19 protein-coding genes and 1 other annotated feature are annotated in these 21294 nt (G+C 53.7%); of the genes, 6 read left to right on the top strand and 13 right to left on the bottom strand.

The annotated features are described in order from the left end of the window. Window positions 1-25: 25 nt before the first annotated feature. The gene (locus J2Z18_RS01780; protein ID WP_007129010.1) at window positions 26-1603 is read left to right on the top strand and encodes a BCCT family transporter; all 1578 of its coding nucleotides are present in this window, start codon (window positions 26-28) and stop codon (window positions 1601-1603) included. Window positions 1604-1719: 116 nt separating this feature from the next. On the opposite strand, the gene J2Z18_RS01775 is transcribed toward J2Z18_RS01780, so the two are convergent. The 4 genes from J2Z18_RS01775 to J2Z18_RS01760 are packed head-to-tail and all read right to left on the bottom strand — an operon-like array spanning window position 1720 to window position 5556. Continuing rightward, on the bottom strand, window positions 1720-2730 hold the full coding sequence (locus tag J2Z18_RS01775) for a FecCD family ABC transporter permease (RefSeq protein ID WP_007129009.1): 1011 nt from the start codon (window positions 2728-2730) through the stop codon (window positions 1720-1722). Then, window positions 2727-3737 carry a FecCD family ABC transporter permease gene (locus tag J2Z18_RS01770; protein WP_210094074.1) on the bottom strand — a complete coding sequence of 337 codons (1011 nt, stop codon included), beginning with the start codon at window positions 3735-3737 and terminating at the stop codon, window positions 2727-2729. The genes J2Z18_RS01775 and J2Z18_RS01770 overlap by 4 nt, the downstream gene beginning before the upstream one ends. Before the next feature lie 36 nt (window positions 3738-3773). Next, the gene (locus tag J2Z18_RS01765; RefSeq protein ID WP_210094174.1) at window positions 3774-4730 is read right to left on the bottom strand and encodes an iron-hydroxamate ABC transporter substrate-binding protein; all 957 of its coding nucleotides are present in this window, start codon (window positions 4728-4730) and stop codon (window positions 3774-3776) included. Continuing rightward, window positions 4684-5556, bottom strand: a complete 873-nt coding sequence (locus tag J2Z18_RS01760) for an ABC transporter ATP-binding protein (protein WP_007129006.1) — start codon at window positions 5554-5556, stop codon at window positions 4684-4686. Before J2Z18_RS01760 ends, J2Z18_RS01765 begins: the two co-directional genes overlap by 47 nt. Window positions 5557-5887: 331 nt before the next feature. Between J2Z18_RS01760 and J2Z18_RS01755 the strand changes: the two genes are divergently transcribed. Then, window positions 5888-6937 (top strand): NAD(P)/FAD-dependent oxidoreductase, encoded by a 1050-nt coding sequence (locus tag J2Z18_RS01755; protein WP_007129005.1) that lies wholly within the window; start codon window positions 5888-5890, stop codon window positions 6935-6937. A gap of 53 nt (window positions 6938-6990) precedes the next feature. On the opposite strand, the gene J2Z18_RS01750 is transcribed toward J2Z18_RS01755, so the two are convergent. After that, window positions 6991-7599 (bottom strand): TetR/AcrR family transcriptional regulator, encoded by a 609-nt coding sequence (locus J2Z18_RS01750; protein WP_007129004.1) that lies wholly within the window; start codon window positions 7597-7599, stop codon window positions 6991-6993. A gap of 176 nt (window positions 7600-7775) precedes the next feature. Here J2Z18_RS01750 and J2Z18_RS01745 point away from each other — a divergent pair, with 176 nt between their 5' ends. Continuing rightward, window positions 7776-8954, top strand: a complete 1179-nt coding sequence (locus tag J2Z18_RS01745; RefSeq protein WP_007129003.1) for a YhgE/Pip domain-containing protein — start codon at window positions 7776-7778, stop codon at window positions 8952-8954. A gap of 195 nt (window positions 8955-9149) precedes the next feature. Here the strand turns inward: J2Z18_RS01745 and trpS are convergent, their stop codons facing one another. Further along, window positions 9150-10133 carry a tryptophan--tRNA ligase gene (trpS, locus tag J2Z18_RS01740; RefSeq protein ID WP_007129002.1) on the bottom strand — a complete coding sequence of 328 codons (984 nt, stop codon included), beginning with the start codon at window positions 10131-10133 and terminating at the stop codon, window positions 9150-9152. A gap of 48 nt (window positions 10134-10181) precedes the next feature. Then, window positions 10182-10466: a binding site (T-box leader), on the bottom strand. A gap of 95 nt (window positions 10467-10561) precedes the next feature. Here trpS and J2Z18_RS01735 point away from each other — a divergent pair. Together J2Z18_RS01735 and J2Z18_RS01730 are read left to right on the top strand one after the other, a co-directional pair. Further along, entirely contained in the window at window positions 10562-11563 is a 1002-nt protein-coding gene (locus tag J2Z18_RS01735; protein ID WP_244152671.1) for a hypothetical protein, read from the top strand. Window positions 11564-11629: 66 nt separating this feature from the next. Continuing rightward, window positions 11630-13222 carry a sigma-70 family RNA polymerase sigma factor gene (locus J2Z18_RS01730; protein WP_007129000.1) on the top strand — a complete coding sequence of 531 codons (1593 nt, stop codon included), beginning with the start codon at window positions 11630-11632 and terminating at the stop codon, window positions 13220-13222. 116 nt (window positions 13223-13338) lie between these two features. Here the strand turns inward: J2Z18_RS01730 and J2Z18_RS01725 are convergent, their stop codons facing one another. Further along, a complete protein-coding gene (locus J2Z18_RS01725; protein ID WP_007128999.1) occupies window positions 13339-14103 on the bottom strand; it encodes an SDR family oxidoreductase in 765 nt (254 codons plus the stop codon). Between the two features lie 190 nt (window positions 14104-14293). Further along, window positions 14294-15124, bottom strand: a complete 831-nt coding sequence (locus J2Z18_RS01720; RefSeq protein ID WP_007128998.1) for a MerR family transcriptional regulator — start codon at window positions 15122-15124, stop codon at window positions 14294-14296. Between the two features lie 208 nt (window positions 15125-15332). Between J2Z18_RS01720 and J2Z18_RS01715 the strand changes: the two genes are divergently transcribed. Beyond that, the gene (locus J2Z18_RS01715; RefSeq protein ID WP_007128997.1) at window positions 15333-16022 is read left to right on the top strand and encodes a hypothetical protein; all 690 of its coding nucleotides are present in this window, start codon (window positions 15333-15335) and stop codon (window positions 16020-16022) included. Window positions 16023-16025: 3 nt separating this feature from the next. Here J2Z18_RS01715 and J2Z18_RS01710 read toward each other — a convergent pair whose 3' ends face one another. The 5 genes from J2Z18_RS01710 to J2Z18_RS01690 all read right to left on the bottom strand — a co-directional run bounded on the left by J2Z18_RS01710 (window position 16026) and on the right by J2Z18_RS01690 (window position 21272). Next, complete coding sequence (locus J2Z18_RS01710; protein ID WP_040738320.1) at window positions 16026-16514, bottom strand: DUF418 domain-containing protein; 489 nt, start codon at window positions 16512-16514, stop codon at window positions 16026-16028. Between the two features lie 4 nt (window positions 16515-16518). Then, a complete protein-coding gene (locus J2Z18_RS01705) occupies window positions 16519-18450 on the bottom strand; it encodes an ABC transporter permease (protein WP_210094073.1) in 1932 nt (643 codons plus the stop codon). Beyond that, window positions 18425-19195, bottom strand: coding sequence for an ABC transporter ATP-binding protein (locus tag J2Z18_RS01700; protein ID WP_007128994.1), 771 nt, complete (start codon window positions 19193-19195; stop codon window positions 18425-18427). The genes J2Z18_RS01705 and J2Z18_RS01700 overlap by 26 nt, the downstream gene beginning before the upstream one ends. 377 nt (window positions 19196-19572) lie before the next feature. Continuing rightward, entirely contained in the window at window positions 19573-20574 is a 1002-nt protein-coding gene (locus J2Z18_RS01695) for a sensor histidine kinase (protein WP_007128993.1), read from the bottom strand. Then, window positions 20571-21272, bottom strand: coding sequence for a response regulator transcription factor (locus J2Z18_RS01690; RefSeq protein ID WP_007128992.1), 702 nt, complete (start codon window positions 21270-21272; stop codon window positions 20571-20573). Before J2Z18_RS01690 ends, J2Z18_RS01695 begins: the two co-directional genes overlap by 4 nt. Window positions 21273-21294: the final 22 nt, after the last annotated feature.

Below are 21294 nucleotides of genomic sequence, written 5' to 3'. Positions count from 1 at the left end.
AAATACAAATACTGTATAGGGATTGATGACTAAGCAGGTTGGGGTGAGCATTGTGAAACAGAATATATTGAAAAATGTCGTGTTCTCGGTTTCGGCTGTCATCATTGCGGTGCTCGCTGTTTTGGGAGCGGTCATGCCGGGCGCCTTTGGTGAAGTAGCGGGACATCTGTATAGGTTCACGACCACGAATTTCGGATGGTTCTATCTGCTCTCGATTTTTGCTATCATCATCTTTCTGATTTGGGTTGCCGCCAGCAAGTACGGGACGATTCGCCTGGGCGGCGAGAAGGAAAAGCCGGAATATCCGTTCTTCACCTGGATCGGCATGCTGTTCTCGGCCGGCTTCGGCGTCGGGCTTGTATTCTGGGGCGTGGCGGAGCCGATGAGCCATTTCTTCAAAACCCCCTTTGCAGGCGTCGAGGCCCAAGGCGTGGATGCAGCCCGTGTCGCAATGGGGTATTCCTTTTTCCACTGGGGGATCAGCCAATGGTCGGTATTTGCCCTCGTCGGGCTGGTGATTGCATTCCTGCAGTTTCGCAAGAACAAGAATGGGCTTGTATCCACGGCCCTCGAACCGGTAACCGGCTCCAAACCTGCAGTCAAGAACAGCATTGATATCTTGGCGGTCATTGCCACCGTGATGGGAATCGCGACCTCGATCGGACTCGGGGTGCTGCAGATGAGCGGCGGATTGAATACCATTACGGGGATTCATAACGGTGTTGGCCTTCAGCTGGGGATTTTGGCGATTATTTTTGTCGCTTATATGATCTCTTCCACGACTGGCCTGGATAAGGGGATCAAGTACTTAAGTAATTTGAATCTGGCGATGGCGCTCATATTTTTGCTGTTTGTGTTTGTCACCGGGCCCTCGGTATTCATTCTGGAGACCTTCACCATGGCGCTGGGCGATTATATCTCGAATTTCGTGTCGTACAGCTTGCGGCTGCAGCCATACGCCGAAGGCTCGTGGGTACGGGAATGGACGATTTTTTATTGGGCTTGGGCGATTGCCTGGTCACCATATGTCGGTGCTTTCGTAGCCAGAGTGTCCAGAGGACGGACCGTGCGGGAGTTTATTGTCGGGGTTATGGTCGTTCCGCCGCTCATCGCCTGTCTGTGGATTGCCGTATTCGGCGGGACCGCGCTCTGGTATGACTTGCATGAGAATACCGGGATAGCCGCAGCCGTCAATGCGGATGTCACCTCGGCGCTGTTCCAGCTGTTTAATCAGCTGCCTTTCTCTTCCGTGATGAACGTGCTGGCGATCATTCTGATTCTGACGTTTCTGGTGACATCAGCAGATTCAGCGACGTATATTCTATCCAGTATGACGACCTTCGGCAGCCTGAACCCTTCCCTGATGGTCAAAATCGTGTGGGGTACGCTGATGGCCGGCATCGCGGGCGTGCTGCTGTATGCCGGGGGACTAGAGGCCCTTCAGACCGCCTCCCTGATCGCAGCGCTGCCGTTTACGGTGCTTCTGCTGCTGCTGATCGTCGCGGTGGTCAGGCTGATGGCCCATGAGCCGCTGCCTGTACGAAAGGCTGATCTCAAACGGTTCCGCCGTTTGGAGGAAGCGGCGAATAAGGGGAGAAAGTGACGTATGAATAAGCCGTTATGAATAAAGCCCTGAGGACACGTGAAATGTCTCAGGGCTCTTTACAATTCAGGGGATGGGCTTAAATTAAAGCCTTTCCTATTAAGGTTTAGGCACGATTAACTTCGCTTTAACAGCAAGTAGACGAAATACGGTGCGCCGATAATGGCGACCATGATGCCGGCCGCAATGCCGTCGGGGTCCACGATGTTGCGCCCGATTGTGTCGGCCAGCAGCAGGAGCCAGCCTCCGATCAGGACCGCAATCGGAATGTACAGCTGATTGCGGGGGCCGACCAGCGCCTTGGCAATATGCGGGCCCATCAGACCGATGAACGTGATGCCGCCGGTCACGGATACGGCGGATCCCGCCAGCGCTACGGCGGCCAGGAGCAGGACGATCCGCTCCCGTTCAATGGACACGCCGACACCGATGCCGACCGGATCACTGAGTCCGAGCAGATTCATGCGCTGCGCTTTATACAGCGTGAACGGAACGAGGACGATCAGCCATGGCAGCAGCGCTAGAATGAACGGCCAGTCCGTGCCCCAGATGCCGCCGGCCAGCCATTTGGCGATAAAATCAACCTTCTCCCGTTCAGCCGACGAGGTGAGCACGATCATGACGCCGGAGAGTGCCATAGAGAAGCCGACACCGGTGAGCACCAGCTTGACGGGCTGAAGGCCTTCGCCTTTCCGGTAAGCGAACATGTAGATGAATGCCGCAGTCAGCACGGCTCCTATAAAGGCGGCGATGGGCAGCATGTAAATAAAGGAGCCGGCCTCGATCGGGAAGAACAGAAAGAACACGGCCACGCCGACGCCGGCTCCCGAGTTGATCCCGATGATGCCGGGATCCGCCAGGTCGTTGCGCGTGATGTTCTGCAGGATGGCGCCGGACAGCGCCAAGGCCATTCCGGCCAGCAGGGTAATCAACATGCGCGGCAGACGCACCGAGAAAATAATGAACTCTTCCTTGAAGCTTCCTTGTCCAAGCAGGGTCGGAATAATCCGGTCATAGCTGACCGAAGAATACCCTAGCCCTAAACCTACCAGGACGGTGCACACGGTTAGGATGAACAGGATAAGAAACGTAATTCGCTGCTTTTTCACTAATGATGGATGGATCATGCCATTCCTCGCCCTCCTTTACGCACGATAAACAGGAAGAAGGGCAGGCCCATGACTGCAATCAGCGCGGCTACCGGTGTCTCGTACGGGGCATTCAGCGTCCGGCCAACGGTATCGGCAAACAGCATGAACACCGCACCGGCCGTAGCCGACATCGGAATGACATGGCGATAATCGGTGCCGACGATCCCCCGGACGATATGGGGCACCATTAAGCCGAGGAAGGCCAGATTGCCCACCAGAGCTACGGATGTGCCGGCCAGCAGAATAATAACCACGAATAAAACGAATTTGATGACCGCGATATTTTGTCCGAGCCCGGTCGCCACCTCTTCGCTCAGGCTGAGGATGGTCAGCTGTCTCGACAAGAGGATCGCAATCAGGATTCCGATCAGAATGAACGGGAAGATCGTCTGAAGCTGGCCCCAAGACGTTCCGATGACGCCCCCTGCCGTCCACATGGAGATATCCTTGGATATTTTAAAATAGATGCCGATCCCTTCGGCGATGGCGTACAGAAAGGCCGAGACCGCGGAGCCTGCAAGCACCATCTGGAGCGGCGAGAAGCCGCCTTTGCGCATCGCGCCGATGCCGAACACCATGATGGTCCCCACGGCGGCCCCGATAAAGCAGGCCACCATAATGCCGAAATAATTGGCCGCGGGGATAAAGGCCATCGTGAATGCGAGCGCCGCATTGGCGCCGCTGGTGAGGCCCAAGAGGCCCGGATCCGCCAGCGGGTTGCGCGTAAGGCCCTGCATGATCGCGCCGGAGACCGCCAGCGCGGCTCCGACCAGGATGGCTGCAATCTCGCGGGGGAGACGGATATCTCTCAGGACGGACAATTTCTCGCCTTCGGCCTTGGTGGCCAAGGCGAGCCACACGTCCTTTATACTGGTCTCCGCCGCTCCGAATACCATCGCAATGACGAACATGGCCGCAAAGGCGATGAGACCGGCAACAAGCTTGACGGAGAAAGGGATGGATCGCTGAGTAGGCTTAGTCATGGAATCATCTTTCCTTAAGTTTGGATGATGGGCAGTTTACTTCTGGCCCAAGAAATGCTCGGTAATAAACTCAAGCTGGTATTCGAGCGTGGTCGCATCGTTGAAATAGATCCGGTTCCCGTCCGCTTCGAATACGCGGCCGTTCTTGACGGCAGGGATTTGCTTATACGTATCGGTTTGCTGGAAGGAGGTGTCCGCATCGTTGAACTTACTGAGAATGATATAGTCGCCGGCAAATTCCGGCAGCACCTCGGTTGAAATGGCGTAGTAGCCTTCCTTCAGCGCGGTTTCCTTTACTTTCTCAGGCATCTTCAGCTTCATGGCCTGATACAAAATCTCAGTCCCGCGGCCCCAGTTGTTTCCGTATACATAGAGCTGCTTCTCGAAGCTTTCGATTACGGATACGGTCGCGTCCTCACCGATCTTGGCGCGAATTTCTTCACCGGCCTTCTCCGCACGCTGTTTAAAATCGTCGATCCAGGCTTGAGCTTCCTTCTCTTTATTCACAAGCTTGCCGATTTCAAGATGCTGGGTAAGGTAATCGACTTTGCCGTACGTGAACGTAACGGTAGGAGCGATTTCTTTCAATTTATCGACGTTCTTGATTGTCGATAGTCCGATAATGAGATCCGGGTTCAGTTCAATGATCTTCTCCAGATTCTCATCGGATACCTCTTCGGCATCCTTAAGCTTGTCGGCAAACGCGGGATTTAACTTGGACCAGGAATCGACGCCGACCATATTGACGCCAAGATGGATCAGGTCCCCGGCAAAGGTGGAAAGTACGATAACACGCTGCGGATTAGCGGGTACCTCGACCGGCCCGTTCTCGGACTGGTATGTAATCGTGCCGGAGGCGCTGTCTTTGTCGTTGGTTGCTGGAGTTTCCGGCGCAGCGGTCCCACTTCCGTTGCTTCCGGTATCCTTCGGCTGGCTGCTGCAAGCGCTAAGAATGAACAGCAGCGCGATAAACGGGATGATCAGCTTCCTCAAGTTCAGGCTTTGCTTCCAATTGGGGTTCATGTTCTTGCTCTCCTCTTAATAGATTGTATGTGATGCATAACGGTTTGCCGGTGCGGGGGTCGCGTCCGATCTCCGCATCAATGTTAAATACCTTCTTCAGCACCTCGCGCGAGATGACGTTCTCGGGATCACCGGCCTGAATAACGCTTCCGTCTTTCATAGCGATGATGTAATCGGCGAATCTGGCCGCTTGGTTCAGATCATGGAGCACCATCACGATGGTGCGCTCTTGCATGACGTTCAGCTGCTCAAGCAGCTCCAGAATCTCAAGCTGGTGAGCCATATCCAGGTAGGTGGTCGGTTCGTCGAGGAAGATCATCTCGGTCTCTTGAGCGAGTGCCATCGCGATCCATACCCGCTGCCGCTGGCCGCCGGACAAGGCATCCACGGAACGATATTTATAATCCTGGGTTCCGGTGACGGAAAGCGCCCAGTCAATAACCTCCATATCCTGCTTCGTTAAACGTCCGAACCCTCGCTGATGGGGATAGCGTCCATAGGACACCAGCTCACCTACCGTCAATCCGCCCGGACCCTCCGGTGTTTGGGGGAGAATGGCCAGCTTCTTGGCCAGCTCCTTCGTATTGATGCGCGCGATTTCCTGACCATCGATAATGGCGGCCCCGGATTGATACGGGATAATGCGCGTCATTGCCTTCAGCAGCGTGGATTTGCCGCAGCCGTTCGGACCGATGATCGTTGTGATTTTTTTATCGGGAATATCGACGTTCAGCCGGTCTAATATGACGTTCTCACCGTAACCGACCGTTAATCGATCTGTGCAAAGACGAATCATATAGGTTCACCTCCTGGGGAAAGTTCGCTTTTTAAACGATAATGATTCTCAATATCAGCCATAATATAATATGGGGACCTCTCTTTGTCAATAAGTATCTTCATGGAATATTTAAATAATTTTCATGCACACAACACTATTGTTCAATATATAGCTAAAATCCGAATGGGATTACTATATATAGATAAAATCATAAAAAAACGAAAAAAATAAAATCCGCGATTGTAAAATAAATGAAGGCAACGTATACTAAATGATAATGATAATCATTTACGTCCAAGTATAGGTTATGGACATAACCTTTTACCGATATATCCCGGAGGTGTAATTCGTGGCAGGGAACGAAATTTTTGATGTGACGGTTATTGGGGGCGGGCCGGCTGGCTTATATTCGGCTTTCTACAGCGGGCTTCGCGGAATGAAGACCAAGATTATTGAATACCAGCCGGTGCTGGGCGGGAAGGTTCACGTCTATCCGGAAAAAATGATATGGGATGTCGGAGGCCAGACTCCGATTACCGGCGCCAAGCTCATCGAGCAGATGGTTCAGCAGGGCCTGACCTTCAGTCCGGAAGTGCTGCTGAATGAGAAGGTGGAATCCATTTCCCGTAACGAGGAAGGGATCTTCGAATTACATACCGCGAACTCCGGCACCCACCTCTCGAGAACGGTCATCGTTGCCGTTGGCGGGGGCATTCTCAATCCGCAGAAGCTGCAGATTGAAGGAGCCGAACGGTTCGAGGTGTCGAACCTCAACTATACCGTCAAATCGCTGCAGCATTTCAAGGATAAGACCGTGATTATATCCGGCGGCGGCAACTCCGCCATCGACTGGGCGAATGAACTCGAGCCGGTCGCGAAGAAGGTATACTTGGCTTACCGGAAAGAAGAGCTGAGCGGCCACGAGGCCCAGGTCGAGCAGCTGCTGAACAGCTCGGCCAGCTGCTTCTTCCATACGCAGATTACGAAGCTGATCGCTTCGGAGAACCACGAAACCATCGAGCGGGTGGAACTCACGAACAGCAAGACCGGCGAGGTAAATGTCATTGAGGTCGACGAAGTCATTATCAACCACGGCTATGAACGCGACATTTCCCTGCTTGAGAACAGCGGGCTTGGGATCGAACGCGTGGACGATTATTACATTGCCGGGAACGGACACTGCCAATCCTCCGTGCCCGGACTGTATGCCGCAGGGGATATTCTGCATTACGACGGGAAGCTGCATCTGATTGCCGGCGCGTTCCAGGATGCGGCCAATGCGGTCAACAGCGCCAAGCGCTTTATCGAGCCGGAGGCGCACCGCAGCGCGATGGTATCGTCGCACAACGAGGTGTTCAAGGAGCGCAACCGCGAGCTCGTGAAGCAGATGATTAAATAGCGGCAGCTGCATGGTATGATGAAAGAGGGATCCAGCGAATGGATCCCTCTTCGTTATGCCTTGCTTACGATGCCGGATGTGATCAGCGGCCCGTAATTGATCAGCTGCGTCATCAGGGCGCCCATCTCTTCTGCGGACAGATTCATCCCTGACTCGATCCAGTGGATGACCAGCCCGATATTGGCCGAGGTCATGTAAGCAATCAGATAGTCGCTTGGAATCCGGCTATTCTGTGCTGCCATTCGAAAGGCCTGCTTGTCGTACATATTCTCGGTCATGAACTGCCGGAATTGACGCACGAAAGACATATCTCCGTTAGGCCCGAGGACGGCTTTGATAAAGTCGCCGTGTTTGATGAGCACCTCGAATATCTGGATGGAGGGCGGATATGGCTCGCCTTTCTCCGCATAAATCCTGGTATCCCTCGGGTCGATTTCCAGGACGATGCTGCGGATTTCCGCCATCACTTCTTCCTTCAACTTCTCCAGCATATCCGGCACGTCCCTGTAATGAAGATAGAACGTCCCCCGGTTAATATCCGCGCGGCTCGTTATATCCGTCACGGTGATGGCATTGACGGACTTCTCCTGCATAAGCTCAAACAGCGTTTTGCGCAGCAGCTGATTCGTTCGAATCTGCCTGCGGTCCGTTTTTCTAGGCAAAGCGTGTTCTCCCCCTGACCGATGAATTTATCCCAATTAATGAACACCTATCTTGAACATGATGAGTAATGAACACTCGGAATAAAGCTGATGATTGAACTGCATTCTTTCCCCATTATAATTAACGGTGTGATCATTAATCAACAGTTTGTTCATTATAATGAGGAGTGGTGGATATGGTGTTCTTAAGGCAAAAAATGCTGTGGATTGGCGCATTGGCAGTCCTTCTGGTGTTAACCGTCTTCGGCGTTGCCATGATGGGCTCGATCGTAGGCGCAAAGCCAAAATCTCTGCCAGTGGCGCTGGTCGTGCTGGATCAGCCTGCAGCGCTTCCGAACGGGGAGACGCTTGCTGTGGGGGAGAAGATGAAGGGAATGCTGGAGCAAAACACGCAGCTGCCCGTTCGGTGGGAGATCGTAGCTTCGGAGGCGGAAGCGAGAGAAGGGATGGATGCGCAGAAATATTACGGAGCGCTGGTGCTTCCGGAGAATCTCAGCTCAGGCATGCTGACCCTTCAGTCTCCGGCTCCCAACCCGGCTGTCATTCACATACTGGTAAACGAGGGGATGAATGCCCAAGCGTCCGCCGTGGTCAAGCAGATGCTTGGGCAGGTGCTCAAGATGGCAGGCTCCGAGCTATCCAAACAGGCATTGACCATGATTGGCGCGCAGGCGGAATTGGTGCCCGTAACAACAGCACAGGCTCTTCTTGCCCCGTTTGAGGTTCAAGAAAAGATTGTCCACCCGGTCGGAGCTAATCATGCAAGCGGCAATGCGCCGGGGCTGCTGACGCAAATTCTATGGATCGGATGCCTGATTATTAGCTTGTCCTTGTTCCAGGCGCTTCGGACAGCAGCAGCTGGTGATGGCAGCAGGGGGATCGCGATCGTGCTTCAAGGTGCTGTTGGTTTACTGCTGGCGGGTTTGGCCTCCGGTTTCCTGGTATGGATGGCTTCCTCCTGGTATGGCATGGAGCTAACGAACGGGGGCAACGTGTGGCTGATGCTGTGGCTGGCCGGGTCTGCCTTTTTCCTCCTGCAGTCCACGCTGCTTAACTGGCTCGGACTTCCGGCGATGGGGATCCTGGTGCTCCTGATGTTCTTCTCGATGCCGCTTCTCAATATGGCGCCGGAGTTTCTGCCGCAGGCCACGCAGGATTGGCTGTACTCGTGGACCCCCCTGCGCTTTGCCGCTTCGGCGCTTCGGGATGTGATGTATTTTGACGGATCGGCATCCGCAACGGCAAATCATACGGTACTATGGGCGATCGCCGGCGGTTTCTTGGTATTGCACTTAGCTTCGGTGGTGAAGAAGGGAAAACGCTCGGATAAAGGAAAGTCGGTTGCGGCATCGTAACATAAGTGGATGAGCGCCCGAAATAGCACATGGAAAGGAAACTGTACGATGGATTACTGGATTACGGAGTGGACCTTCATAAGAGGTTATTGACGGTGGATAAGGCACGATGTAATGGATGAATGGTGCAGGGCGCCCCTTGATCTCAATCCTAATAGCAGGATGCAGATACCAAGGGGACGCCCTGCGGTGCTTTCAGAACGTGACGAATCCCATTGCTTTCTTGGCGGCAAGCAGTGTTGTGCCGGCGGTTTCGGAAGCACGCTTCGCTCCGTCCATCAAAATGCGATCAAGCTCGGAGGAATTCACGATTTGATGGAACTTCTCCTGGATCGGTTGAAGTTTCTCGATGACCACTTCGGCCAATTCTTTCTTGAACGTACCGTATCCTTGGCCCTCATACCGTTTCTCGATGAAGGGGATTTCCTCCTCGGAGAATACGGAATAAATTTCGATCAGATTGCTGACCGCCGGCTTATTCTCCCAGTCGTACCGGACCTGTCCGTCCGAGTCGGTAACGGCCTTGGAGAATTTCTTGCGGATATCCTCTGGCGTATCCATCATGTGGATGCAGCTATTTCTATTCGGATTGCTCTTGCTCATTTTCTTGGACGGATCGTCAAGGCCCATGACGCGGGAGCCAATATCCTGAATGATCGGCTCGGGCATCGTAAACGTGCGGCCATACCGGTTATTGAACCGCTCGGCCACATCGCGGGTCAACTCCAGATGCTGCTTCTGATCGTCACCGACCGGCACATGCGTTGCCTGATAGAGCAGCACATCGGCAGCCATCAGGACCGGATACGTGAACAGGGCAGAGCTAACCGTATCCTGCCCGGCGGATTTCTCCTTGAACTGGGTCATCCGCTTTAATTCGCCGAAATGCGCCTGCGTCTCCAGCAACCATCCCAGCTGGGCATGTTCAGGGACCTGCGATTGCAGAAAAATCGTCGCTTTATCGGGATCGATCCCCGATGCGATATACAGCGCGGCAATGTCCCGCGAGCGCTGATGCAGCTCCTTGGGATCCTGATAGACGGTCACTGCATGCAGATCCGGCACAAAGAAATAGGAGTCATACTCATGCTGCAGCTTCACATATTGACGGAGCGCGCCTCCATACCCGCCAATATTCAAATCCCCGCTTGGCTTAATGCCAGACAATAATCGTTTCATAACACACCTCCTGATCGTTTGCGAACAACACAAAAACACCTCATCCCTCTATGGGACGAAGTGTAACTCCGCGGTACCACCCGAATTCGACCGTACAGCCGCTCTTATCCATGACACGGGAGGAATGGGGAAGGGGGACAACGCCATGCTTCCTGTCATATCTCCCATGATAACGGAGGAGAGCCGTCAAGGCCTACTGCCCCGGCATTAGCCGAAGGTTCGGGTTGAAGCGAGAAGATCCATTCACTTATTCCGGGGTACCGGGCCTCGCACCATTCGCCGGTTCGCTTGGACCTCGAAAGATAAGCTACTATTTCTTCTCCTAGCCGTGTGGTATGTTGTTCTTGAAATCATCTGCGCAGCTCTTTTTCGAATGAGAAGAGAGAACAAGATGATTTGATGAGTATCATCACACAGGTGTTAGGTTAATGTCAAGCGTTATGGGGGAATTCATGTTGAGGGATCAGGATACGGCGATTCTCGCTGACGGATTAACCATACTGTCGCAGTGCAGACGGCAAACGGGGGATATTTGGCAGGCCCATTACGGAGCGGCCGCGATTGCGGGTTATTTTTTTGCAAAGGCAAACCGGTTGACCGGGAAGGTTGAAGAGGCCGTGGCGGTGGAGAATCAGAGGATGGTCGGCAAATACTTGCAGCCGGGAAGGGCGGCGGCAGAGGACAGCATAAGCGTGAAAGACGCGGAAGCACGGATTCTCGCGGCCCTGGACGCTACGATTGATGGCTTGCACTGGGTAGGTCACAACGTGATCTATTCCGCAATAAGCCTGGCTGCACTCCATGAGCTTGGAGGCGGTCTACGGCATGAAGCTGCCGATATTGCGGAATTAATTGGCTCTTTCGCGAAGACGATCCCGGGAAGGTCCTGGATCGGATATTCAGCAGCCGAGGTTAAACGGCTGACTCTGGATGAGCTTGACGGGATACCTGAAATAACGGACGGCGATCAGCTGGCGGCTTTTATTTTGAACGAACTGGCCGCTTATTCGGTGATCTACCGCGCGGAAGCCCATCATGACTTGCTGGGGCATATGCTGACCTATTCCCATGCCTTAAACCTGTTGTACGATTTAGGCCACCATACTTACTTCCATAGAGGCTTGCCGGGCTTGCTCAAAATCGTGAAGGTGCTCCGTGCCAGCCGCCGGCTGGACCCTGCGGAACCGATCCGGCTCATATCCCCGGTGGATCGGCTGCCTCTCGCGGAGGCTCCAAGATCGGTCTGGCTGCCGCATCAGCCGGAGTACTGGGCGGGCATTGACGGAGCTGCGATCGACTGGGACTTCGGCCATCTGTTTAAATTTCCATGCAGCTTCTATCACCATTGGAACCGTATTTCGGAAGCGCCGGCGAAGGCGATGGAGAATTTCCGATCGATCATCCATCCGGTTCAGACGATAATTTCTTGAAGGAAGGTAACCTTTTTCATTCAGATCGGCACTTAAGGGATAGAGACACCGGGAAAGGAGGGTTAGATGAACGTGCTTCAGTGGATAGAGGAAGCCCGGCAGGGCAGTGCGGAGGCTCAGGAAAGCCTGGTCCGGCATTATACCGGAATGGCGCTGGCCGTAGCCTACGATAAATTGCAGGATCCCCACTCGGCGGAGGATGCCGTGCAGGAGGCCTTTACGGAGGCTTTTGCAAATCTGCATAAGCTGCAGGATCCCCGGCGTTTTCCCGGATGGTTCAAAGTGATTGTTGAGCGGCAGTGCTACAGGGACCTGCGCCGCAAGCAGCTGCAGACGTTACCGCTGCACGAGATGGAATTGCCGGCTGGCGACCAGCGGAGCCTGGAGACGGTTGTGGAAAAGAAAGAATTGATCGGCCAGCTGCATGCCACGATCGCGGATTTGCCGCCGGGCATGCGGATTGCGGTTCAGCTCTATTATTTTCAAGGCTACAGCCTGCAGGAGATTTCGCAATATCTGGATATATCTCTGGCAGCTTTGAAGAAGCGGCTCTTTGATGCCCGGCGGAAGCTGAAGAACACGCTTCATGTAGCCGACTTTGTATCGGTGTTCACCGATCTATATGAGGGAGGCAGGCGTATGCTGCATATTGTCAACGGAGATTCAGTGGGGGATAAGCTGAAGCAAGGGAACATTCAAGGAGATATCCTGGTGTGGAGAGAGCTTTATTCGTTTGGTCCGGTCTTTCCGAGGATGGACGAGCCGGATAATCGCAGAACGAGGGCTCGCTATTTGGAGCAAACGCTCGGGATTCCGGAGAAGGAATATATCGAGACCTGCGAGTCGCAGGAGAGGAAGCTTCGAGATTTTCATAAATATGATGAAATCGTGCTCTGGTTTGAGCATGACCTGTTTGACCAGACCATGCTGTCCTATTTGCTGCATTGGTTTAAGGAGCAGTCATTGGGAAATACGAAGCTGAGCCTGCTGTGCATTGGCGCCTACCCGGGCATTGAGCTTTTTCGCGGGCTGGGGCAGCTCAGCACCGAGCAGCTCGAGACTTTATCGGGCACATGGCACGCGATCGGAGAAGACGAGCTTGCACTCGGCAGCATGTTGTGGGAAGCCTATACCTCGGATCGGCCGGAGCAACATCAGCGCATGCTGGAGGTGGATTCCTCGGCGCTGCCTTTTGCAAGGGATGCATTCGAGGCCCATCTTGCCCGGCTGCCCTCTGTGGGCAATGGGCTCGGAATCATCGAGCAGACGACGTTAGAGGCTGTAGCGGATGGAGTTCATCAGCCGTATAAGTTGTTCCGAAGGGTAGGAGATCAGCTCCATATGCTCGGCATGGGGGACCTGGAATTCTGGTTTTACCTTGCGAAGCTGACGGAGGGGCCGGACCCGCTGCTGGTTACTGATGGCACAGCACCGTTTCCGGACTTCAAGCAGGCCGCCCCGCATTTCCAAGATCGGGTCCTGCAAGTCACGAATCTGGGCCGGGAGGTATTAGCCGGAAAGGCCGGCGATGCCCGCACCGGTATCATCGACAAATGGGTGGGAGGCCTGCATGTGCAAGGTGAGGCTCTGTCACTACGCTGGGACCCGGAGCGAAAGTCGGTTGTGCGGATGGGCGAATCCGATGGAACAACGAATTGAGGGAAAGAGCTACCTTGATTGAGCAGCATACTAACAGATCCAATTAACAGCAGAATATAGCATAAGGGCTATCCTTCTTGGCGTTACTGCCGAGCAAGGATAGCCCTTCTTCACAGTTACAGATGAGAACCGCCGGTTGCGTCAACCATTTGTCCCGTTACCCAGCGCCCGTCGCTTGATGCAAGAAACGCCACGACATCCGCAATATCGGACGGTTGGCCGATTCGGCCAAGCGCGGACATCTCCGCGGCATGCTGTTGTCCTTCCGGCGTGTGCAGCCAGGATGCATTCACGTCGGTGTCCACAATCCCTGGAAGCACCGCGTTCACCGTAATTCCGCGCGGGCCCAGCAGCTTGGCAAGATGCAAGGTAAACGTATTGATCGCGCCCTTTGTGATGTTGTAGGCCATAATATGCGGATAGGCGATCCGCGTCACGCCGGAGGAGATGTTGACGATGCGACCGCCGTCACGCAGGAGTGGCAGGGCCTGTTGAACCAGGAAGAACGGGGCCTTCACATTAACGGCAAGGAGCTCGTCAAGGCCCTCCTCGGTCGTGTCTTCGAAGGTGCTTGAGGTTCCGATGCCTGCGTTATTCACCAGAATATCGAAACGGGTGTCTCCCGTGATGCGAAGCAGCTCCTCTTCCAGTGAATGAATAAGCCCCTTGACTCCATCTACCGATTCCAGCTTGGCACCCAAAGCGATAGCTCGACCGCCCTGGTCCTGTATGGTCTGAACAACCTCATCCGCCGCATCCCGGCGGGTTCCGTAATGAACAACGACCAGTGCCCCTTCTTCGGCCAGCCGAAGCGCGATTCCTTTGCCGATTCCTCGGCTTCCGCCTGTAATCAATGCAATCTTGTCTTCTAATCGTTTCATGAAACTCCACTCCTCTTGTTCGATTTAAAGCTACTGTACACTCTCCAGTTAAGGGGAGAGTCAAGAGGGGGGGAGCATTTTTTGAGCTTTCATGAAAAACAAGCCGGATTACTACCTCTCCAAGTACGTGTTGAGGCGATGAGGGCTGGGCCCAGGCGCTTCTCCGGTATCCGATCACGTTATGGAATGGCTACTCTGCATTGCCTAGCAAGGGGATAAGCAATTCCGCAGGGCGCTTCCTGCCGTAAATATCTTTGTCCGAAGTGAGATACATTTCACGGATCGGCTCCCGGTCCGATTGAACGAGACCTTGGGACGAAATCCATGCCTTGAGCTCGGGTATGACGGGGCAGCTATAGCCGTACGGATCACAATGATGGATAAGGGATGCGGCTGACTCCAGCTCTGGCAGGACATGCACACGCACCCGGCCATTGGCAGGTATATCCCTGGATAAAGGGAGGGCAACTTCAATGTCTGCCACATCGGCATTCCCATTGCCGTCGTCATGCCAAAGGATGATGAGCTGCCTGGCCTCCTCTTCCCCTTGTAGAGCCGCATATTTCATAACCTCATCGAGCAAGAGACATAGCTGGCTGCGGGGGACCTGGTCACGAAGGGAAGCGACGCGTTGAGACGGGACTTTCCGGGTCCGGATGGACTCCGCGGGATCCCCCGTCCCGATGTGCTCCAGGTGAGATAGTCTGCTGTTCACCTCATCCAGCTGCAGCTGGAGACTTTGCACCGTCTCCTGAAGCTCCTTCATTTTCTCGGAAAGCTTGTCTCTAACGGCATCGGCTCTTATATTGTCTTCCAAAAACGGCTTAAGCTGTTCTAATGTAAACCCCTGTTCCTTGTAGGCGGCAATCCGCTTGACGGTCAGAAGCTGCTCCTCGGCGTAATAACGGTATCCGCTTTGTTCGTCCACATGGGCCGGCTTGAGCAGGCCCAGCTCGTCATAATAGCGCAGTGCTTTGATGGACAGTCCGCTGACCTTGGCAAAAGCGCTGATCTTCATCATCCAATATGCCGCCTCCTTGCGATGTAGGTTTTTTAACCGTGTGGATAAAGATATCATATCCCGCTCTTCAACGGACGTAAATGGCCCGGTTTCAGTGGAATCAGGCATATCTGCTTGAATGTCCGCGACAAAATCTTAAACTTCTAGTTTCAACGCAGTGCGGGAAGTATAAGGATAGGTAGACGAAGAAGCAAGGAGGGAACCCCTCATGAGCAAATGGAAGGATGCTTCGCGGGTTGGCCGTTATGCAGGAATCAGCATTTTATTGGGCGGGGCGTTGTTTGTTACAGCTGCGCTGATGCACCCGCCGGCTACGGATCCGTGGACGGGGCACCATGTCATATCGATGATTCCGGACATGCTGACCTATTGGCAATGGGATCACAGCCTGATGCTGGCGGCCATATTATTGTGGCTGGGAGGACTGTCGCTCGGGGAGGCCGTCGTCAGCAGGCGCCCTGCTGCGATGTTGGCTTCCCGCTTGTTCGTTGCGGCGATCACGATATGGGTGCTCGTACTTGCGATGGAGTTAACCGTTCTTCCGGTCCTTGCCAAGGAGTGGGGTTCAGTGCAGGACCCTGGGACAGCCGCCTTGGGTGTGGGATTATTTGCTTTCGGCATTATGGCCGGCGACTTTGCCATGATGCTGGCCTGGATCGGAGTAAGCCTGCTTGGCCTTGCGCTGCTTGCTGGAGGCAATATGAAGCCCGTCTTGGCATGGATTGGCATAGCGACAGGAGTGTGGGGGGCGATTGGAATACCTGTTGCACTGCTGCTTCCGAAATTAAGCGTGTTCATCTACCCGGTCACCGCAGGCCCTGTGTTTATATGGACGATACTTTTCGGGATTTACATGATCACTGGGCGGCACCTACAAGAAAAAACAGGAGACCTATAGGCCTCAGGCCTGCGGGTTTCCTGTTTTTTGGCGAATCGGCACGAGGGTCCAATAGGTCCCGCACCGCCACAACCATTCCAGAGGTCCGTATTGGAACCAACGCATCCACAGGTTGCTGATGATGATCTGGAAGGCCACAATCCCTAGGGAAACGAGCGTGGAGACGACATACGTGCTCGGGGATCCATTCAATATTAAACGTTGAATTCCGACCAAAAAAACCGTTTGGCCAATGTAATTGGTAAGCGCCATCCTGCCGTACGCCTGTAACGGATGCAAGACCTTGGCGCCTATGCGGATATGTCCGAGCATCAAGAGCGAGCTTAGATAAAATAAGGACACGATAGGCGTGGCGATCAGCCAGAGCGCCAGTACGTTAACAAACGGCAGGCCAAGCAGAGCGAATCCCCTGAACTGGTCTAGAAATTGTAATCGTCCCGTTCCAGTGGCAGGCTGGCGTTTCATCACGGTCTCATTTTTTACTGTAGCCATTGTGTTACACCATCATTCTATTCACAGACTTGATGTAACGGGCTCTGGCGATTAGAAAATAGATCGTTTGGGCAGCCAAGAATGCCGATGAGGCCGCCAATACAGGACCGCTAACATACGGAGCATCCAGATATCCAAGAACGGGACCGAGCACGACCAAGGACTGTACGGAGGCAACCAAGATCGGGATAAGGAACAGTACGGCAATCTGAATTGTTGCGGAGATATTCATCTCCCGGGCGCTGAGTCCGATTTTGGACAGGGAACGGTACATCGCCTGGTCCGCTGAAAGCTCCGTGTGCAGCTTGAAATACAGGAAGCTGGCGGTTGAAATCGAGAAGATCAAGGCGACAAACACCCCGATAAAGCTGAATAACGAGATGGCCTGTTTATTGGTGTAATAGTTCTCCGCCCTGGATTCTATATAACCTTCACTGATTGCGCTACCGTTCCATTCCGACAGCTCTTGGCCGAGCTTGGTTTCAGGATCGTCCTTCTGGGGAAGCCCTTGGGAATCGGGAAGAATAAACGGATACGTATGATTCACACTGATTCTATCTGCTTTATTCCCGCTCCGCAGCTCTTCAAACATGGTGTCCGTAACGACCATCAATCTGCCGCTATATACCAAAGCCGCAATCCGGTCTGTGCGGTTCTCCAAGCTGAAAGAGTAGGGCTGACCGGATAAATCGATATCCGCTTCCTTCAGCTTCCCCTTACTCTTCTTCGCTGCATTCGGGGTTTCCGTCAATAAGGCTTCATTCTCGCCGAGTGTTCCAGCCGGCTTGGTATTCATCAAGGCAGCCAAACGGTCGTATTGGGACTGCGGCATGATGTGTAAGGAGTCCTCCCCATTCGCTGACAAGCGATAGTAGATGGTCTCGACCTCCGCAAGTTTATACTTAAGCCCTTCTGACTGGAGTCGCTGTTCAATCAGGGCCAACTCATCCTGCACCTTAGTCTCGTCGGCATTGCTGTAGTAGGTGTAGCTAAGCGCGTAGGGGTTATCCAAATATACCGATCGAATCGATTGCTGCATGGCCAGCACGAAGCCGGTGCTCATGGAGGCCAGAGCCACGACAACCGTGACCAGGAACAGCATGCGGGCATTGTCCTTGATCTTGTAACTCATTTCGGAGATCCATAAGAGGTTCGTCCCTCTCCAAGTGGTCGTGCGATTTCGCTGCAGCATGCGAACCACCCATACGGATAGTTGGGAGTAGAAGAAATACGTGCCCAGAATGCCGGTAAACGCAGCAATCATCAGTCCTGTAGGGTCTAACTCCTTGACGCGAAGGACGGAAAAGCCGATGGTGAGCAGGATTACGCCCAAGAGGGCCAGGAACAGATTGGCTTTCGGTTCGGTCTTTGGTTTGCTGGTGCCTTTGAGAAGCTCAAGAACTTGATTCTTCCGGATAAACAGCAAGGTGAAGAGCGAAATGACGAGAAACAGCTCGGCGAATGCACCGGCTGTCAGCAGGATCGCTTTGACCGGCCAATAGAACGGCAGCTCGTCCATATCAATCACTTTGGTGCTGATGAGCAAGAACACCTTCGATAACAGCATTCCGCTGGCAATGCCCGTGATGATGGCAATGGCGCCAATGAGCGTGTTCTCCAGGAAAATCAGCCAATTGATCTGTTTGGCTTCCGCCCCGAGGATCGTAAGAATGCCGAACTCCCGGTTCCGCGACTTCAGAAAGACGCTGATCGAATACAGCACGAACAAGAAGGCAAACACATACACGATTACGGTGGCAATGGTCATGCCCGTACGCGTCATGGCGCCCATCGGCGAATTCTCGATAGCCGGATGATAGATAAATACGGCATAGGTAAAGAAGATCATGACCATGAACGAGCTGCTTAAGAGATAGGCAAAATACTGACGTGCATTCCGCCGGACGTTGTTAAACGCGAATTGAGGAAAGTTCACTTGTATTCCCTCCCCAGAACGATAGCGTATCGATGATTTTTTGGAAAAAGGCCTGCCGGTTCTCGCCGCGGTGAATTTCGGCGGCAAGCTTGCCGTCCTTAATAAAGACGATGCGGTTGCAATAGCTTGCGGCCAAAGGATCGTGCGTAACCAGCATCAAGGTGGTACGGTCCCGCTCATTGATCTCGGCGAGCGACTCCATCACAATCCGCGAGGAATTCGAGTCGAGCGCTCCTGTCGGCTCATCCGCAAGGAGCAGCAGAGGCGCGCCGATGATCGCTCTGGCAATCGCGGTACGCTGCCTTTGGCCTCCTGAAATCTCGTATACGCGTTTATTGAGAATTTCGCGGATGCCAAGCCGCGAGGCGGTCTGCTGCAGTTGCTTCTCCATGTCCTTGAGCGGACGGCGGTCCAGCGTCAGCGGAAGCACGATATTCTCGGCAACGGTTAACGTATCGAGCAGATTGAAATCCTGGAATACGAAGCCGAGCTGTCTCCGGCGGAAGTGGGCAAGCTCACCTTTTTTCATGGTGTACGGATTCTTCCCCCCGATCTTGACCTCGCCCGAGCTTGGACGATCGATGGTGGATACCATGTTCAGCAGCGTGGTTTTGCCGCTGCCCGATGGGCCCATGATGCCGACGAATTCCCCTTCATCGATGGTGAGGTGAATATCGGTAAGAGCCTGTGTCGCCACTTTGCCCGTATATACTTTGTTTAATGCTGTGACTTCAAGAATAGCCATAACCCGTAAGCTCCTTTCTATATGCCTAATTAGTGTGCGAGTTCAAAAAGTCGGATTTTCAGCACCGAGAAGGTTGGATGAAGCTAGGGAGTGAGGAGCGGAGCGTACGTTTTGGGTACGTGAGCACCGGAAGGCCCGGCTGAATTCAAGATTCGATGCCGAGTTACTTCTTGACTCCCTACGTGATCAAAAGACGACTTTTTGAACATCCTCTTAGTGTAACCTAACTCTATCGCATATTGCCCTGGCCCTGCTATGGATTTAGGTGAAACGGAGCTTACATCTGCCATAAGGTTATGTTCGTATTTTTTGTTCGCATTCTTTAGACGATGGATCTCACGATATCCTATGCCTATACAAAGAAGACACACCTAGTCTCAAGGTGTGCCTTGGTTATCAGCTCGGCGCAGCGTCAAGGTAACGGTGGTTCCTTCACCGAGCGTGGACTCCAGCTGTACGGAATGATCAAGCTTATGGGCGATTTCACGGACAAGATAAAGGCCCATGCCGGTCGATTCATGGTATTGCCGCCCGCGCTCTCCGGTGAAGTAGGGGTGGAACACCCGGTTGATATCCTCCGGCGCGATGCCGATCCCCTCATCGCATATGTGCAGCTTAACGAATGCTCCTGACGCTTCGGCTGTCAAATGAATCTTCTTGCCGGGGCTGCCCGAATAGTTCACGGCATTCGTCAGAATCTGCCCCAGCATGAACCTGAACCATTTGGCATCCGTATAGACGGAGATCTGATCATCGATTTGGAACACCGGCGTAATGCCTTTACGAATGAACAGCCTGCGGTTCTCGACGACCGATTCGCTTACCACGGCACGGAGTCCGATGGATTCTACGGCGAAGTCCTGCTCGAACCGGTCTAAGCGGGCGGTGTACAGCACCATTTCCAGGCCTTTGCGGATTCGCTCGAGCTCTTCCCGAATATGCTCGGCGGGTGCTTCTCCGACTTCATCGAGAGTGAGCTGAATCACGGACAGCGGGGTCTTCATTTGATGCACCCAGCGGTTCATGAAGGCGAGTTGCTGGTCGGTCTGGCTTTGATGCCGGTACAGCTGCTCGCGATATAAACGTTCATAATGGCTGATCCGCTCATGCATCGCCTCCGGTAGGGGCGCTTCACCCAAGGGAGGGTTGGAGAACTCCTCCGAAAGATCCTCGGAAGAAAGCTCCTGATACATCGTGCGGTGGGAAAGATAACGATACGCAAGATAGGCGAGCAGCACGACGCTGCCCAGCAGGATCCCGTACAGCACGATGGCAAAGGGCCTGCCCTCCCCGGTAAGCCAATACAGGAGGGGGACAAGCAGCATTTGCACGGTAAAAAACAGGATGAGCGGGAGATGCTCCCGCAGGAACAGTCTCATAAGGGCTCCCTGCCCGTCACGAACCGGTAGCCTGCTCCCCGAACGGTCTCAATGAGGTCTCCGGCGCCCAGCTCGCGAAGCTTGCGGCGAACCCTTGTGATATAGACATTTAACGTATTGTCATCGATGAAATGCTGATCCTCCCACATCAGATCCAGCAGCCGTTCGCGGCTGACCACGCGGCCGTCCTTTTCCATCAGCATCATCAGCAGGGCCGTCTCCTTTTGGGTAAGCTCGGCTGACCGGTCCCCATAGGCCACGACGAATCGCTCCGGATACAGGATGAGACCGGCGCCTTCAACGGTATGCTCCTCCTCTTGGCCGGTCGCATAAGGGCCAACCGCACGGCGCAGATGGCTGCGGATTTTGGCCAAAACGAGCTCCATGTCAAACGGCTTCGTAATATAATCATCGGCCCCGTTTTCCAGCGCCATGATCTGATCCATGCCGCTGTCGCGTGCCGAGATGAAAATAATCGGACAGTGGGACTGGGTTCGGATTTGCCGGCACCAATAGAAACCGTCGTATTTCGGCAGATTAACATCCAGCAGCACCAGATCCGGCTTCGTATCCGTAAAGATGTCCATGACGCGGCTGAAATCATCAATGATGCGTGCATTAAAATCATATTTGGAGATGGCCGAGCTTAATTTTTCCGCGATGCGTTCATCGTCTTCCACGATCAGAATGGTGTACATCGATTCAACTCCTTTCCTCGCA

It is taken from the genome of Paenibacillus lactis (assembly GCF_017873605.1).
GTDB lineage: Bacteria > Bacillota > Bacilli > Paenibacillales > Paenibacillaceae > Paenibacillus_AQ > Paenibacillus_AQ lactis.
Note: the sequence above shows the minus strand (reverse complement) of the source record. Positions and strands in the feature narration are given on the sequence as shown.

What these genes read in the sequence shown, in the direction of transcription:
- J2Z18_RS01710 (WP_040738320.1), bottom strand. Translation starts at nt 16,514, where the DNA reads ATGGCTACAGTAAAAAATGAGACCGTGATGAAACGCCAGCCTGCCACT.
- trpS (WP_007129002.1), bottom strand. Translation starts at nt 10,133, where the DNA reads ATGAAACGATTATTGTCTGGCATTAAGCCAAGCGGGGATTTGAATATT.
- J2Z18_RS01770 (WP_210094074.1), bottom strand. Translation starts at nt 3,737, where the DNA reads ATGACTAAGCCTACTCAGCGATCCATCCCTTTCTCCGTCAAGCTTGTT.
- J2Z18_RS01720 (WP_007128998.1), bottom strand. Translation starts at nt 15,124, where the DNA reads ATGATGAAGATCAGCGCTTTTGCCAAGGTCAGCGGACTGTCCATCAAA.
- J2Z18_RS01745 (WP_007129003.1), top strand. Translation starts at nt 7,776, where the DNA reads ATGGTGTTCTTAAGGCAAAAAATGCTGTGGATTGGCGCATTGGCAGTC.
- J2Z18_RS01760 (WP_007129006.1), bottom strand. Translation starts at nt 5,556, where the DNA reads ATGATTCGTCTTTGCACAGATCGATTAACGGTCGGTTACGGTGAGAAC.
- J2Z18_RS01690 (WP_007128992.1), bottom strand. Translation starts at nt 21,272, where the DNA reads ATGTACACCATTCTGATCGTGGAAGACGATGAACGCATCGCGGAAAAA.
- J2Z18_RS01700 (WP_007128994.1), bottom strand. Translation starts at nt 19,195, where the DNA reads ATGGCTATTCTTGAAGTCACAGCATTAAACAAAGTATATACGGGCAAA.
- J2Z18_RS01725 (WP_007128999.1), bottom strand. Translation starts at nt 14,103, where the DNA reads ATGAAACGATTAGAAGACAAGATTGCATTGATTACAGGCGGAAGCCGA.
- J2Z18_RS01695 (WP_007128993.1), bottom strand. Translation starts at nt 20,574, where the DNA reads ATGAGACTGTTCCTGCGGGAGCATCTCCCGCTCATCCTGTTTTTTACC.
- J2Z18_RS01780 (WP_007129010.1), top strand. Translation starts at nt 26, where the DNA reads ATGACTAAGCAGGTTGGGGTGAGCATTGTGAAACAGAATATATTGAAA.
- J2Z18_RS01730 (WP_007129000.1), top strand. Translation starts at nt 11,630, where the DNA reads ATGAACGTGCTTCAGTGGATAGAGGAAGCCCGGCAGGGCAGTGCGGAG.
- J2Z18_RS01735 (WP_244152671.1), top strand. Translation starts at nt 10,562, where the DNA reads ATGTCAAGCGTTATGGGGGAATTCATGTTGAGGGATCAGGATACGGCG.
- J2Z18_RS01775 (WP_007129009.1), bottom strand. Translation starts at nt 2,730, where the DNA reads ATGATCCATCCATCATTAGTGAAAAAGCAGCGAATTACGTTTCTTATC.
- J2Z18_RS01715 (WP_007128997.1), top strand. Translation starts at nt 15,333, where the DNA reads ATGAGCAAATGGAAGGATGCTTCGCGGGTTGGCCGTTATGCAGGAATC.